9 protein-coding genes are annotated in these 14,434 nt (G+C 56.6%); 3 read left to right on the forward strand and 6 right to left on the reverse strand.

Translation table 11 applies throughout. The annotated features are described in order from the left end of the window. Window positions 1–64: 64 nt before the first annotated feature. Complete coding sequence (locus ACEN9A_RS26385; RefSeq protein ID WP_258671262.1) at window positions 65–970, forward strand: LysR family transcriptional regulator; 906 nt, start codon at window positions 65–67, stop codon at window positions 968–970. 25 nt (window positions 971–995) lie between these two features. Here the strand turns inward: ACEN9A_RS26385 and ACEN9A_RS26390 are convergent, their stop codons facing one another. From ACEN9A_RS26390 to ACEN9A_RS26400, 3 genes are all read right to left on the reverse strand, one after another. Further along, entirely contained in the window at window positions 996–2,006 is a 1,011-nt protein-coding gene (locus ACEN9A_RS26390; RefSeq protein ID WP_258671263.1) for a PDDEXK nuclease domain-containing protein, read from the reverse strand. 210 nt (window positions 2,007–2,216) lie between these two features. Then, window positions 2,217–5,045, reverse strand: coding sequence for a DEAD/DEAH box helicase (locus tag ACEN9A_RS26395; RefSeq protein WP_258671264.1), 2,829 nt, complete (start codon window positions 5,043–5,045; stop codon window positions 2,217–2,219). Next, window positions 5,038–6,477 carry a hypothetical protein gene (locus ACEN9A_RS26400; RefSeq protein WP_413387400.1) on the reverse strand — a complete coding sequence of 480 codons (1,440 nt, stop codon included), beginning with the start codon at window positions 6,475–6,477 and terminating at the stop codon, window positions 5,038–5,040. The genes ACEN9A_RS26395 and ACEN9A_RS26400 overlap by 8 nt, the downstream gene beginning before the upstream one ends. 504 nt (window positions 6,478–6,981) lie before the next feature. Between ACEN9A_RS26400 and ACEN9A_RS26405 the strand changes: the two genes are divergently transcribed. Together ACEN9A_RS26405 and ACEN9A_RS26410 are read left to right on the forward strand one after the other, a co-directional pair. Beyond that, the gene (locus tag ACEN9A_RS26405) at window positions 6,982–7,194 is read left to right on the forward strand and encodes a restriction endonuclease (RefSeq protein WP_309475221.1); all 213 of its coding nucleotides are present in this window, start codon (window positions 6,982–6,984) and stop codon (window positions 7,192–7,194) included. Then, on the forward strand, window positions 7,151–7,324 hold the full coding sequence (locus tag ACEN9A_RS26410; protein WP_309475246.1) for a restriction endonuclease: 174 nt from the start codon (window positions 7,151–7,153) through the stop codon (window positions 7,322–7,324). Before ACEN9A_RS26405 ends, ACEN9A_RS26410 begins: the two co-directional genes overlap by 44 nt. A gap of 109 nt (window positions 7,325–7,433) precedes the next feature. Here the strand turns inward: ACEN9A_RS26410 and ACEN9A_RS26415 are convergent, their stop codons facing one another. Genes ACEN9A_RS26415 through ACEN9A_RS26425 form a run of 3 tightly spaced genes read right to left on the reverse strand, consistent with a single transcriptional unit; the run spans window position 7,434 to window position 14,424 of the window. Further along, entirely contained in the window at window positions 7,434–8,240 is an 807-nt protein-coding gene (locus ACEN9A_RS26415) for a YfaP family protein (protein ID WP_258671266.1), read from the reverse strand. A gap of 3 nt (window positions 8,241–8,243) precedes the next feature. Then, window positions 8,244–9,863 carry a DUF2300 domain-containing protein gene (locus ACEN9A_RS26420; RefSeq protein WP_258671267.1) on the reverse strand — a complete coding sequence of 540 codons (1,620 nt, stop codon included), beginning with the start codon at window positions 9,861–9,863 and terminating at the stop codon, window positions 8,244–8,246. A gap of 1 nt (window position 9,864) precedes the next feature. Next, window positions 9,865–14,424: an alpha-2-macroglobulin family protein gene (locus ACEN9A_RS26425; RefSeq protein ID WP_408981096.1), complete on the reverse strand. Its 4,560-nt coding sequence runs from the start codon at window positions 14,422–14,424 to the stop codon at window positions 9,865–9,867. Between the last annotated feature and the right edge of the window lie 10 nt (window positions 14,425–14,434).

Genomic DNA, 14,434 nt, shown 5'->3' on the forward strand with positions numbered 1-14,434 from the left:
GGGAAACAGAGGTTACACTTCCGAGGTCCACGGACCTTTTTGTCCGCAATCAAAGGAGTGAGGGTTGGATAAGCTCAATGGCATCACGGTGTTCGTGCAGGTCGCCGAAAGCCGCAGTTTTGTAGGGGCCGGCCGCTTGCTCGGCATCTCCTCCTCAGCTGTGGGCAAGAGCATTGCGCGCATGGAAGAGAAACTCGGCGTGCGCCTGTTCCACCGCAATACCCGCAGCATCAACCTGACCAGCGAAGGCTCGTTGTTTCTGGAGCGCTGCCGCAGAGTGCTCAACGAGCTGGAAGCGGCGGAGCAGGAACTCTCCAGCTCCAGCGAGACACCACGCGGCAAACTACGCATCAGCCTGCCGCTGCTCGGCAACGTACTGTTCATGCAACTGTCGCGGTTCATGCAGCGTTATCCGGAGATACAGCTGGAGCTGGACTTCACCGATCGGCTGGTGGATGTGGTCGAGGAAGGCTTCGACGCCGTGGTGCGCACCGGTCAACTGCACGACTCCCGGCTGATGGCCAGGAAACTCGACAGCTTTGGCTTCTATCTCGTCGGCGCCCCGAGCTACTTTGCGAGCAACGGCTATCCGCAGCGTGTCGAGCAACTGCAAGACCATCATTGCCTGCACTACAAGCTGCCCTCCACGGGCAAACTGGAAAAATGGCCATTGTCGGGGCTTGCCGAAGGCACCGAGTTGAAAGTGCCGGCAACGATGGTCTGCAACAATCTGGAAATGCTGATCCACATGGCCAGACAAGGACTGGGCATCGCCTGCGTCCCCGAATTCGCGGTGCGCGAGGCGCTGGACGCCGGTGAACTGGTGTCGATATTGCCCGATCAGGTGCAGCGCACGTTGAACATACAGGTGGTGTGGCCGTCGAGCCGGTACCTCACACCGAAACTTCGGGCGTTTATTGATTTTATTTGTGGTGGCGGGGCGGGAGTGAGGCTGCCGGCGCGGCGCTAGTCCGGCAGTTTGCGTAATCGTTGGCTTACTCGTCAGCATTCAACGCATAAAACTCATGCAACTTGGCCTGCAACAGTTTTTTGTCCGGCAGCTGAGTCTGATACTCCGCGATCAATGCGGGTGATAGTGAACGGTTCAGGGCGTACTCGACGACTTCGTCATCTTTACTGGCGCACAGCAAGACCCCAAACGCCGGGTTTTCATGGGGTTTGCGAACATTGCGATCCAAAGCCTCAAGGTAGAAGTCCAGTTTTCCAAGGTATTCTGGCTCGAAGCGTCCGACCTTGAGCTCAATCGCCACCAGGCAATTGAGCCCACGATGGAAGAACAGCAGGTCTAATGCAAAATCACGACCGCCAACCTGCAATGGATACTGCGAACCGACGAAACAAAAGTCTCGGCCCAGCTCGATCAGAAAATCCTTGAGCCTGCGCAACAACCCGCCATGTAAATCAGCCTCGACATGGCCGTGCGCCAAGTCGAGAAACTCGACCATGTAAGTGTCCTTGAACACACTCATGGCCTCAGGATGCATTTGTCTCACCAGTGGTGAGATTTTTACGGGATTGATGACGCTACGCTCAAACAGCGCAGCTTTGAACTGGCGCTCGAGCTCCCGGCTCGACCACTTCTCCTGAATCGCCATGCGCAGGTAAAACTCACGCTCTTCCGGGCGTTTGCTCTGGTTGAGGATGATCAGATTTTGGGTCCAGGGTAATTGTCTCAGCAGTGCTGAGACTTTTGTATCGTGCCTATATGCCTCGTAAAACTGGCGCATACGGAAAAGGTTCGGTCGGGTAAAACCACGCAATCCCGGCTGAGTACGAGCGAGGTGTGTAGCCAGTTGAGCGACCACTCCATCCCCCCACTCCGCAGCTTCGATCTTCCGGCTGATATAAGCCCCGACCTGCCAATGCAGTTCAATCAACTCGGTATTGACTGCCTGCATCGCTCGCTGCCGGGCAGTGATGATCAGTTGCGTGATTTCGTTAAAATTTGCACCAACGGACGGCGCAGTAGCGCTGAGGTCATTCACGTGAAGGCGCTCCTGCTTAGTAGGTGACGCCCCTTTTTAGTACTCCTCAACTCGAAACAATAAAAATTACGAAGTGTTTCGGCATGAAACGGTGTCATGGAAAACAGACGGAAAAATAAGTTACACAGGAGCGTTCTGTAGTACAAAAACCCACAGCGTCAATATCTTGTTCGCTCGTTGTTGACTCGGTTACTTGCTTCCGCTGGCTCACTAAACGACCCAGCTTGCAGCTATCCATTGAAGGCTTTCTGGCATGAGATAGCGACTGGAAACCGACTCAAGCCGCTGATTGATTGAGCTCTCAACGCACGCAAATAGCACCTTGCTTTGCTCTGGCGTACTTTGAAATTCCAAGCCTATAGCGGGCTCAAGCAGCCAGCGGCTCACAGCTTCCGGATTCAGCAAGGTTTGGCCGTTTCCAACATGACTCATCACAAACTCCTGGCGCATGCGCTTGCCTTGCTGACTCTGCCAACGAAGCATCGCACCAAACACCGCGCCGATACCGAGGCTTGGGTATTCAAAGGCCGCAATGTGGCCACCAAAGTCGTAACTCAGGGCTTCCCGCAATAAGTACTTCATCAATGGCGAGTTTAGATCAAGCAGCTGAACACCTGAGCGGCTCGCCGCCAACTCGCGATTGACAGTTACATCCAATCGCAGGGAGGACTTAAGCGACATCCCAATTTTTGACCTCGCTGCTTCCGGTATACGAATACGTATCAGCTGGTCTTTGAGAATCTGCTCAATGACCTCAATCCCCACCTGATTAAACATCCCTAGCACAAAACTTTGCAGATGATCTTGAGTAACGACTAACTCATGACGCAACTCTGCTGGGTTGCCGCTAGCGGCATGAGCAAACAGCTCCCGTTGTTTTTCCGCTGCAGACTGGGCCTGCCGCAATGCTTCATCTATCCGCTCACGAGTTCGGTCAATACCCTCCTGAGTGGCAGCCAGCAAAATGTCTTCAACGTCAATAAGTTCCGCAACCTCGCCAAGGATTTCGTCCTTGAGCCCTTCATTAAATTCATACTTCTGTACCTGCGCCATGTCATCGACCACGCTGTCGATGCGCTCGTACATAAGATCGATAATCTGCTGATCCAAGGTGTCTGTTTGATGGATGTTAAACACTAAGACCTTTAGTCTTTGCCCATAGCGATACAGTCGACCGATGCGCTGAACAAGTCTCATGGGATTCCAAGGCAAATCATAATTGACCATAATATGGCAATGTCGCTGCAGGTTGATACCTTCACCGCCAGCTTCAGTGGAGATCAAAAACAGCCCCCTATCCTCAAACCGTGCAATCGCTTCGCGACGCTCCGAGTGTTTCATGGAGCCGTTAATAAGTTCCACTGCCGTATCACCGAAACGGCTGTTTAGGGCTTCACGCAGATACTGCTGAGTAGTACGGTACTCCGTAAATATCAACACCTTTTCGCCGGGATGATTCTGTTGAACCTTGCCAATCACGTCGTCAACAAATAGCTGCAACTTCAAATCATTGTCCTTGAGATCCGCAGCTTCTTCGATCAAAGTTTCCAGCAAATGGATCTCTCCATTAAAGAACTCCTTGACGTCCGTGCTCAATTGCTCTTCCCACTCGCCGAAAAACCTCTCATCTGTTGGTTCTTGTGCTGTGAATACTTCATTGCGCTCGTTCACCAGACGTGCAAGGCGATTGCGTAACGCGTTGTGGATAGCTGCCGAACTTGAGGCCGCGAGCTTTCTGTAAACGGTCATCACGAAGCCGATCGGGTTGCCTTTTCGGCCCTGAGCCGCACTAGCCGCATAGCCACGTCGCAGGTAATTCTGAAGAGTCTCATCAAATGCCGACGAATGTGCGCTTGCAGGCACCCTCATGGCGCGCGTGATTTTTCCCTGAAAAATAAAGTTGCCTTCGGCGTCAGTCACATCGGCCTTGTGATTCCGATAGATCATGTCGTGAAGGATTTCCGGTTTAAGGCTGAGCGTCATCAATTCTTGATGACGTTCGGGTCGCAGCAACTCCAATAGTGCGATGAACTTGTCGTGCAAACCTTGGTGCGGCGTTGCACTAAGCAACAATAGATGCTTTGTCTTGCTACGAAGTGCAGCGGCCAGATCATAACGGTCCGAACTGGTTAGTTTTAGACCGTATTGTCTTCGGCTGAGGCGGTGTCCTTCATCGAAGATAATCAAATCCCATTCGTCGGCCTGCATCAGGCTTTCGAGGTGACCTTCCTGTTTAAAGCGGTCGAGTGAGCCAATCACGCGATCATGCATTTTCCAATGGCGTATTTCATGAATATTGAAGTCTTCGCCATAAATCTGAAAATCATCCAAATCGAACCGACATAATTCTTCTTGCCATTGTCGCGTCAGCCCAGCGGGGGTGATTAGAAGCACTCTTTTCGCAGTACCTCGCTGGTTTAAAGCATGCAGCAACATACCTGTTTCGATGGTTTTACCTAAGCCCACGTCATCAGCAATCAGCCAGTTGTAGTTACCGGAGGCGAGTATGTGATGCACCAGATGAATCTGGTGGGGTAGAGGGTCAATGTCGAGATGAGAGAGCGCCCCAGTATTTTCGTTCCAAGTTTCTATGGCGTGGGCTAAAAGCCGAAGGCGTAGACGTTCCGCATCCACAGGTTCAGCTTTCTGGGCATTAAGAAATCGTAACTTTGCCCGACGGACTTGGCGCAAATTCTGATAGGGCAACCAATGCCGCTCTCCACTTTCTGCAAAGTCCACAAGTACTTGCTCACTGCTGGCGAGCACACGCTGTTGCATCACGCCACCAATGCCGAGAGAGGAAACACCAGCACCTGGTGTGACATCCTCCACATCCATGCCATTTGTGAAACCAGATTTAACTTTACTCGCAGCGACACAACTGGTGAAACGTTCTGGAATTAGCCAGTTCACTTCAAGCTCTGCGCCAGTATCCGCTGGCAAAATCCTCTTGACTATGCCCTTCCTATCGCCATTTCCGCTAGGCAATTGCTGGCTGACCCAACAACCGATGACAGGTATCAGTGTGTGCTCAGCCATTAGGATTTTCCTTCAGTGGTTCAATAGAAAAGAGTTGGAGATGTTCCTGTAAGTCAGTCGGGTCTTTGCGAGGTTCGAATGCGGGGTCAGAAGGTGTGAGACCTACGGTTTCCTCCGCCTGGGGCCGTATCGCCTTATCAGCGTCCACCGTAACTACTATCTGATCGTCTTCGGCTTTTGCGGGTAAGTCGCTGAAGTAGCAATAAGGCTCCAATGGATGTCTGTTGCGTATTAGACCATATGCCCTTAAATCGCCCTCACGTTCGACATCCAGCGTATCGTCCAATCCGAGGTCGCTGTACTCCTCTACCGGGAGATCTCTTGGATTACCAAAGCTGAAGGGCATATTGGCGGGTAGACAACCGCGCAGATTAGACATTCGATACCACAGGAATCGATTGAACGAGCGAAACACTTGACGCAAGTGAGCGCTTTCGTACCAGTACTCGAATTGCGAATCGATGAACTGCTCCAGTTCCTCCACTTGGGGCAATGCTTCAAAAGTGCGCACAATCAAAATTGCCGAAGGCCAAGACAGGATGTACTGCGACAAATTACTGCTGCCGTTTTTATCAAAGGCTATCCAGTAGTGATCATTTTCGGCCCATAGTGCTTTTATATGCGCCGCCAAAATCAGCTCGTCGGGTGTCATGCCTTTACTGATTTCCCGCTCCAAAGCAAGCCGAGTCGCACTCCAACCATTGATGATGAAAATTTGGTGCACCATTGCGTGTGCCGATAACGGCCAACCACTTTTATAGATCAGGTCCGTGGCTTTCTGGAAAGCGCGATCTTCCCAGCTAATTTTTTCACTGGAGAGAGGAAGAACTTCGTCGTCATCCCGAAGCTCATAAAACTCTTCAGGGTCAAAGGCATAGGCCGCGTACTCGTCATCAATTCCTTCGACATCAACCTGTACCGGACTATCAATACCCGAGTCATCGAACCATTCGAGACTCTCGTGAGAGTAGATACTGTCCAATTCCGCATCTTCGAAAAAGTCATCAAGCACGTTCTCTTCGATTTCCTCGACTGACGCTATGGGTACGCAAAGTTCGACCGGCCGGAGTAATTCCTGCTGAATTGGTGGATGTTGAACAACGGGGAATTCATCGGCCCTGACTTTTGGCGAGATTGAAGACCGCACTGTGATTTTTAAAGACTTGCTTTCAGTCTTTTTGACATCGACGCCGCGCGGTTTGGGAAGGGACAGCGTCCTTCTAACTGGCAATGCAGGCAACGCATCGTTGGGTGCAAGCTTTACGATCACTGGTTCTTCGAATCGAAGCTCGTCGTACTGCCATAGATTTTCGATCTCCAAGCCATTTAGAGCTTCGGAGTCAGCAGCCAAGGATTGCAGCTCCTGCTCACTGATAGAATCAGTGCTGGCTTCAGGTACCTCAGTGGAGGAGCGATGGGTTGTAGAGGGCATTCAATCTCCCCTTCCACGTTTGCTCCATCTAGGCAGGTTGTAATCCATACGGTCCTCCTCCTTCAGCGGTTCTTCGTCCGCTTGTCCTGTCCTACTGATGCCGACATCACGTTCCACACGGCCGAACTGAGTGGCAAAGTGCCAGAATTTAAATCTAGCGCATTCAAGACAGCACTGCTCGGCTTATCAGACGAAAGACTTAAACTCACTCAGCCCCCGTCTGCATCCAGTGCATAAAGCTCATGCAACAAAATGCAGCACCGCTATCTGAAGATGTGCGGGGCATTTGGCAATTGGTTTCACAAATGCGCCGTTGGATAATCGGCCTATAGAAAGCCGACATCAGCTCAGCCACCGCTAGCCCTGACGACTGTCTCAAACAGGCGAGATGGGAATTGCACAAAGCCACCGCCGCCAACTGACCGCAAACCTGTGTAGGTCACTTCAAATCGATTCGAAGTTATTGCTATAGCCTGGGCACGGCACCAATTGAGATGATCTTCTGTGGATGGCTCCGGGTATGCAGGGATCGACGGCATCATTTCTCTCGACAAATTAGGTCTAGAGAAGGTGTACGTTCAGGCTAAGCGTTGGCAGAACACCATCGTGTCGACCGGAGCTACAAGTCTTCTAAGGTGCACTCGCCGGACAAAAAGCCAAACGGGGAATCTTTATCACGACGTCCGGTTTCACTGCGCACGCCATCGACTTTGCTAAATCAATAGAAGGTATCGTGCTAGTGGATGGAACCCGCTTGGTGAATCTGATGATGGATCATGAAGTGGGAGTAACGTCGCGCTTGCTTAAGATTCCAGCACTGGATCGGAATTATTTCGACGAAGAATGATTGCGAAATTGGTCAGCAGCCTGACCAATTCTGCCCACCTCCTCAGACAATTGGGCAGCAGTTTGCTGCCCAATTTAAATAGTCTCAGCACTGCTGCGACTATTTCCCCTCACGGATAACTAAACCCCTTAACCAACGTCAACTCCCCCACCGCCCGCATCGGCACCAGGAACGTTTCCATTTTTTCATCAGGCGTCCCCTCCTCCGTAATCACCGTCACTTGCGCGGTGGTCAGCGGCTGAACCGCATCCTCCTGCCCTTCGTCATCACTGCGATACCCGCCACCGTAGTAGTTCACATACACCAGGTATTGCCCCTTGATCGGCGCGGGCATGGCGAAGATTTCCGGGCCGTAGCCGGTGGTCACGTCCACATCCAGCGCCGCACCATTGGGCGCGACACGGTCGCCGTACCAGATGTGTGCGCCATCGGGGGTGACGAGGTGCAAGTCCAGATCCGTGCCGTCGCTGTCCCAGGCCAGCAGCACGCGCAATTTGGCTGGGGTGGCGCCGCCGTTGGCATTGAGGAACTGCGTGCGGTGGCGTTGTTGGCCATCGGGGCTGCGGACTTCAACGCTGTTGCTGCCTTTGGGGAATGAGAATGGGCGGTCGAAGCGACCGGCCGGATCGATCTTCAGTGGCATGCTGACGCCGTTGACGATCAGCTTGCCGGGTTCATTGCTCTTGGGGGTGGATTGGATCTGGCCGGTAATGCGCGCCGTGTTGGCCTGGCCCACCGGGGTGTTAACCGACGAAGCCGGGTAATTGACCGTCTGATGAAAGCTTTCGCCTTCGCCTTCAGGGGCGCCGGTACGCCAGCCGCCAATGGGCGTATCAAGTTCGACGGCGGCAAATGTCGCTGGCAGTACGCAAAAAGCGCAAAGCAACAGCAAGATCTGTGGATAACGGAGTTTCATGGCCTATTCCAGCAAGAGGTGACGGGCGAGCCCTTCGATGTAGGTTTCATCCTGGCCGTTAGGGTGTGCTTCGAAGGCCAGGTGCAGGTATTCGTGGGTCAGGTCGAGGCGGTCTTGCAACGACAGCACGCCGCGCACGTAGATGCGCTGACGTTCGCGGTCGACAAACGGACGACCAAAGGCCAGGCGGCAGACCGCAAAGGTGCTGACTTCGTTGTAGCCGACTTCGCTTTCGAGTCGTTGGCGCCAGCCGCGGCGCTGGTTTTGCAGCCAGTCTTGCGCGGCGGGTAGCGCTTCGCAGGAGGCGACCGGGTTGTCCCAGCGACTGAGGCTGGCGCGCGGGTAGGCGTGCAGCAGTATGGCGTCGTAGCGTTGGCCGGCATTGGCTTGTTCGACGGCTTGCTGCCAGGAGAGTTTGTCCGGCCCCGGTTGGTCGGAGTGATAGGTGACGGCGGTGCCGGCGAGAACCAGATCACTGGTCCACGCGGCGATGTTGCGCGACTCAGTGACGGCCGGACGTGGTGCAACGCGTTGTCGACTGCTGCTGTCGTCGATGCTCAAGCAGTCGCCGTTGCGAGTGGCGTTTTGCAGCAGGTAGGTGCGGATCGCGATGGCCAGGGCTTTGGCCGCTTCGACGGGCTCGGGCCTGGCTTCGCGCTGCAGAACGCGGGCGACGTACTCTTCACGATCGAGGCGCGCGACGAGTTTGTCTTTGAGCAAGAACAACTCGCCCTCGCTGTGGATATCGAGTTGATTGCCGTTGGCGAACTCGACGCGGTAGTCGCCTTGCAAAGGGCCGGGCGCTACAACGCGATCCCCCGACAGCACGCGTTTCAGTGGATAACGCGCGAACAGACCGACCTCAACGCACTTCCCTGCCTCGGCTGGCCACGACGAGGGCAGCACCGTCGCCAGCGACTGACCATAATGGCGCAACACCATTTGGCTGGTGCCACGCCCACCGGCCCAGATCGGCGTGCCGTCTAACGTCCAGCCCGCGAATCCGCCTTGGCGCGACGAAGGATCCTGATCCCCCAGCCAGCTCCAGGTTTTCACCCGCAACCGACCGCCGAGTTCACCCAAAACATTGCCATCCGCGGCATTGAGCACCACATCGAGCAACACCCTTCGCGCCTGATCCTGCGCCGGCATCACGGCCAACACCTTCAACAACTCCGCCACCGAAACCCGGGTCTGCGGTTGCAACGACCGCAAATCCAGCAACCATTTCGGCGCTTGTCTGGCCTGCCAATACTCGCGCCACTGTGCGCCGGCAATGCCCAGGCGCGCAGGCTCAAAGTACAAGCCGCAAGACTTCACCAACGCCTGATCGCGCCCGACCTTGCCGCCCGCCGTGCAGCAATAAACTTCTTCCTTCGATTGCCCGCGACACTCATAAGCCGGCTCACGCGCGCCGGTGTCCACCAGCCAGCCGTAGACAAACAGCTTCCACAAGCTGCCCAACGGCGTCTGCAAGTCATCAGGCAATGGCTCACGCGAGATCACCTGAGTCTGGCTCAACGCAAGCAATTCGCCCTTGAAGCCCAGGCGCAACGGCTCGTCCTGCGCTGTCGCCAGCGCAGGAATCAAACACAGCAACCACCAGACCAGACACCGGGTCATGTCAGTTGACCGTGACCTGACCGAGTGCCGGTTTCTGTTCCTGAGCCTGATGCTGTGGCGCGTAGACCTGCGTGAAACGCACCGGCGGCAGGTTGAACTGGCCTTTTTGCGAGAAGCGCACCAGATGACGCAGGCGCAACTCACCGCTCAGCGCATCCACTGGCACCGCATAGGCCATTTGCCCCGGCTCGAAACGGGCTTTCTCCAGCGCGGTCGGCTCGGTGCCGGCCTTGCCCATCAGCTTGATGCCCCACGTGGTGCGCTCGACGTCCGCACCCGGTGGCAGCGGCACTTCGAGCATGCCGTAGCGCAGCGGTTTCGCGGCTTTGCTGGTGATAATCACTTCGTCCAGGTACAGGCTGTCGCTGGACAACGGCTTGGTGCCGACCGCTTCGAGTTTGAATTCGAACGCCTCGTCACCCGGCACCAGACGCGACAGGCGACGGGTGATGGTCACCGCCATCGGATCGATTGCCGGTTGCTTGGTCTGGAAGCTCAACATGGCGCGTAGCGGGCGCTCTTGCGTTCCGCTCAGCGACAATGCCGCCGGCACTGGAGAAGAGCCCTGCCACGTCCAATACATCTCACCGGTATCACTGTAACGTTTCTTCCAGCCTTCACCCGGTGCCAGTGCGATGGTCGGAGAGGCCTGCTCGATGCTGCGTTGCAACCAGGTCAGCGCCAACGCGCGTTCCAGGGTCGATTGCTGCGGCAACAGGCGTTGCAACAACGCTTGTGCATGCGCCTGATCGAAAGCTTGCAGCGACAGGTTCAAGGCTTCGACAAACGGTTGAGCGCTGGCGGCCACTTGTTGTTGCGCAGCGTCCACCTGACGGCTGAACGCCGGCGGCAGATTGACCTTGGCCTGACGCGCCAAAGACGCGGTCAACACCCGAGCACTGGCCAGCCCCAAGGCCGAATCCGGATCGTTCATGACCAGGCTCTCTGCGCCATCGTCCATCACGCTCGCGGCATTGCCTTCGCCGGCTTTCACCAGGTCGTCGATCAAACCGCTGAGCAGCGTGTTCACCGGCAATTGCATCTGTTTGGCAAACGACAGAATCAACGCCCGCTGCAACAACGGCGTGTTCTGCGCCTGTTTCGCGTACACCTCCAGCACCCGCTGCCAGTGCTCCGGCGGCAGGCTCAGTTCCAGCACTTTGCTGGCGTGCCAGTCGGCGTAATAGGCGTAAGCGGTGAGGAACGCATCCGGCTCGCCGTCAAAGCCCCACCAAGTGAAGCAGGCCGACGGCCCGGCCATTTGCACCAGCCGCAGGCGGCTGTTCTGCATGATCAAACGCAAGCGATCACGAATCTGCGGATTCGACGACAGCGTTGGATAGGCGATGCTCAGCGGCAGCAGACGGCTGGCGGTTTGTTCGACGCCGCCATATGGATAGCTCAGAAGATCGTCGAGGGCCGAACGGAACACCGCTTGCGGGCTGTCATCCAGACGCAGGCGAATATCCGTGGCGTCCGCCGGCAAAGTCAACGGCGTGTCGCCGCTGAGCGCGTCCAGGCTTTGGCTCTGGGTCACCTGCCAGCCTTCGCCAGTCGCGGTCAGGCGTACGGCCAAGGCGTCAGCGGTTTTGCCATCCTGCACCAGCTCGGCGGTCCAATCGCCATTGGCCAATGTGAATGCTGGCAATGGGACGTAGTTGACGCCGTTGTTCAGTGTGACCGGCACACGTTGCTCGGCACCCGCGTAATGAATCACCAGCTCGGCCTTGACCGGTTTCTCGGCCTGACTGAAAGCGAATACGCCAAGATCCGGTTTGTCGCCGTTACGGAATTTGGTCGGGCCACTCCACTTCAGGTACAGCGGTTTTTCCGAGCGCACGAATTGCTTCTTCTGCCCGACCTGACCGTCATCGGCGATGGCGCGGGCGGTGATGCGCCAGCGGGTCAAGGAGTCCGGCATCTTGAAGGTGAAGCGGGTCTTGCCGTTGGCATCGGTGATCAATTCCGGCTGCCACGCGGCGGTGTCGACGTCTTCACGACGCGGCCGCTCCAACACTTTCACCCCACGCTCGCTGCGGTTGGCTTTACCCGGCGCGCCCGGGCTGCCCGGCAGTGCCACGTCGTAGCTGATGAACGACAAACTGGCGCTGGTGCGCACGTTGTTGCGGCGCGGGTGATAGAAAAACTGGTCGATGGTCGGCGCCACTTCCGGCTGCAGCGCGTAGATCATTTCGTCGACCACGCTGACCGTCAGGTGCGCCGGAATCGGCTTGCCGGCGAACAGGGTGGTGAGGTCCACGGACACGGTATCGCCGGGCTGATACGCCTCTTTGTCGGTAGTGATCGCCACATCGATCTGTGGCGCGACCACCTTGATACCGGCGTTCTGGAAGCTGTATTGGCCGCCCTTGGTATAGAGCACGGAGAACGTCAGGTTCGGCGCGAAGTTGTCCTTCACCGCGATGCGCGCGCGGTATTGGGTGTCGCTGAGTTTTTCCATCTTCAGCCAGTCGGCGCCCTTGGACAGCAACGCCGTGGCCTCGACCTTGTCGCGCTCGAGCGACAACAACGCATCGCTGACCGGCTCGGGGAAAGTGATCAACGCGAGGGCTTCGTCGCCGGCCTTGTATTCGGGTTTGTCGAGGACGATTTCCACGGTGCCGGGCACGGCTTTGACGCCATCACCCGTGACCGAATGACCGGTCGCGCCAAGCACGCGGCCATGATCATCTTTCAGCGTCAGGTTGTAAGTGCCCGGACGGTCGAAGGCCAGGCTGAAGCCTTTGTCCTTGGCGGCGAGTTTTCCTTCGCCAGTGGTCTGATCTTCGAGTCGCACCCAGCTGTAGCTGCTCGGGTTGACTGCTTTGCTTTGCTCGCTGCCACCTTCGTTGGCATAGCTGAAGGCAACCTTGCCGCCCACCGCGCTGAACCGTTGCGGCGCGCTCAGGCGGAAACTGGCGGCACCACGGTCGATGAGGATTTCCTTGGTGGTCTTGACCCGATACGCCGCGCCATCGCTGGCGAACACGGTGAGCATATAGCGGCTCGGTTTCTCGGCGGCGGGCAGGTCAAGCGTCGCGTTGCCCTTGGCGTCGGTGGTCAGTTCGGCGCTGGTCAGCTCCACCGGGAATTGCCCCAGGTATTGCAGTTCGTTATCGACCATCGACAACTGCTGGGCGCGCAGGCTCAGGCTCACCTTGGCGTCGGCCACTGGTTTACCGTCCGGGTACAACAACACCAGACTGCCCTTGACCGGTTCGCCGGTGCGGTAATCTTGCTTGGCCAGGTTCAGGGAGATCTCGAAGTGCGGCTTGATGTACTCAGCCACGCGGAAGGCGCTGCTGTAGGCCTGATCCTTGTAGCTGAAACGCAGCTCATAACCACCCGCCACCGCATTGTCCGGCAACTGGAAACGGCCCTGGGTGCCGGCCTTGGAATCGAGCTTCAGCGCCAACGATTGCAGCGCTGTGCCGGTAGCGTCGAGTACGGTGACGTTGACGTCGGCAGCGGTCGGTGCCACGGAATCCCGGGCATTCTTGAACTCGCGGCCGACGATTTTCAGCGACACCCAATCGCCCGGTCGATACAGCGGCCGATCGGTGAACGCATAGAGTTTGGTGTCGTAGATTTCGCTGTCGTAGTAGAAGTTCTCGGAGACGAATACCCCGCCCTCTTCGTCCTCGCCGATCACGAACGAACGCTCCGGGCTGACGTGTTTCAAGCGCAGCAAACCATCGGCATCGGTAGCGCCACTGCTCATCACACCCAGGCCATCGGTCCACAACACATTAACCTTCGGCACCGAACTGCCTTCGTGTTTGCGCGCGGCCCACACCAGCAATTCATCACCGGCAATCTTGCTCACGGCCACGGTGTTGGAGACGAACACCATGGTGGTCGCGCGGTACTTGCCGATCAGCGCTTCCACCAGGTACAGGCCCGGTTTCAGGTTGCCCAACGGGATATAAACGTTGCCCGGCGAGACGCTGACGAACTCACTGGAAGAACCAACCAGTTTCACGCCTTCAGGCGGCTGGATCGGTTTGGCTTGCCATAGCGGATAACGGAATTGGCTGACCACCGGCAGACCCGGAATCAACGCGAATTGCGGCTGTGCGTCGTAGGGCGTTGGCGCGGCGATGGCGGTGCCCATCTTCAGTTCCGGCACTTCCTCGGTGACTTGTTTACGCGACTCGTAGGAAAACGCCCGCTGCATCACCCGACGGGATTTGCGGTACCAGTTGTCCCACAGATACGCGAGGGTGTTCGACAGGCCTTCGCCCTTGAACTGGCCGTCGCTGACCACACGGTGCAGGTTCTTCTGGCGCTTGAGGAAATCCAGCGGCTTGTCGATGCGATACACCCGAATGTCCGCACCGCCGTAAGGCTCCATGCGGAACCGGCGATAGTCACGACCCGGCGCTTCGAGGCGTACCACCGCCTGTTCATCGCTGGCGAAACTACTGTCGGCCAACAGGAAAAAGCTTTCACCGGCCACCGGCGTATAGCCGCTCGGCTCGACGGTGTCTTCGGCGTTGACTGCCGACAGCGGCAGAACCAACGCAAGCAAAAGAGGCAGTTTTGAGCAAATGCGCAGCATGCGGGCACCG

The organism is Pseudomonas sp. Pseusp18, assembly GCF_059506005.1.

Excerpts from the sequence above, each read along its gene's own strand:
- ACEN9A_RS26395 (WP_258671264.1), bottom strand. The coding sequence starts at position 5,045 with ATGGCTGAGCACACACTGATACCTGTCATCGGTTGTTGGGTCAGCCAG.
- ACEN9A_RS26400 (WP_413387400.1), bottom strand. The coding sequence starts at position 6,477 with ATGCCCTCTACAACCCATCGCTCCTCCACTGAGGTACCTGAAGCCAGC.
- ACEN9A_RS26415 (WP_258671266.1), bottom strand. The coding sequence starts at position 8,240 with ATGAAACTCCGTTATCCACAGATCTTGCTGTTGCTTTGCGCTTTTTGC.
- ACEN9A_RS26420 (WP_258671267.1), bottom strand. The coding sequence starts at position 9,863 with ATGACCCGGTGTCTGGTCTGGTGGTTGCTGTGTTTGATTCCTGCGCTG.
- ACEN9A_RS26425 (WP_408981096.1), bottom strand. The coding sequence starts at position 14,424 with ATGCTGCGCATTTGCTCAAAACTGCCTCTTTTGCTTGCGTTGGTTCTG.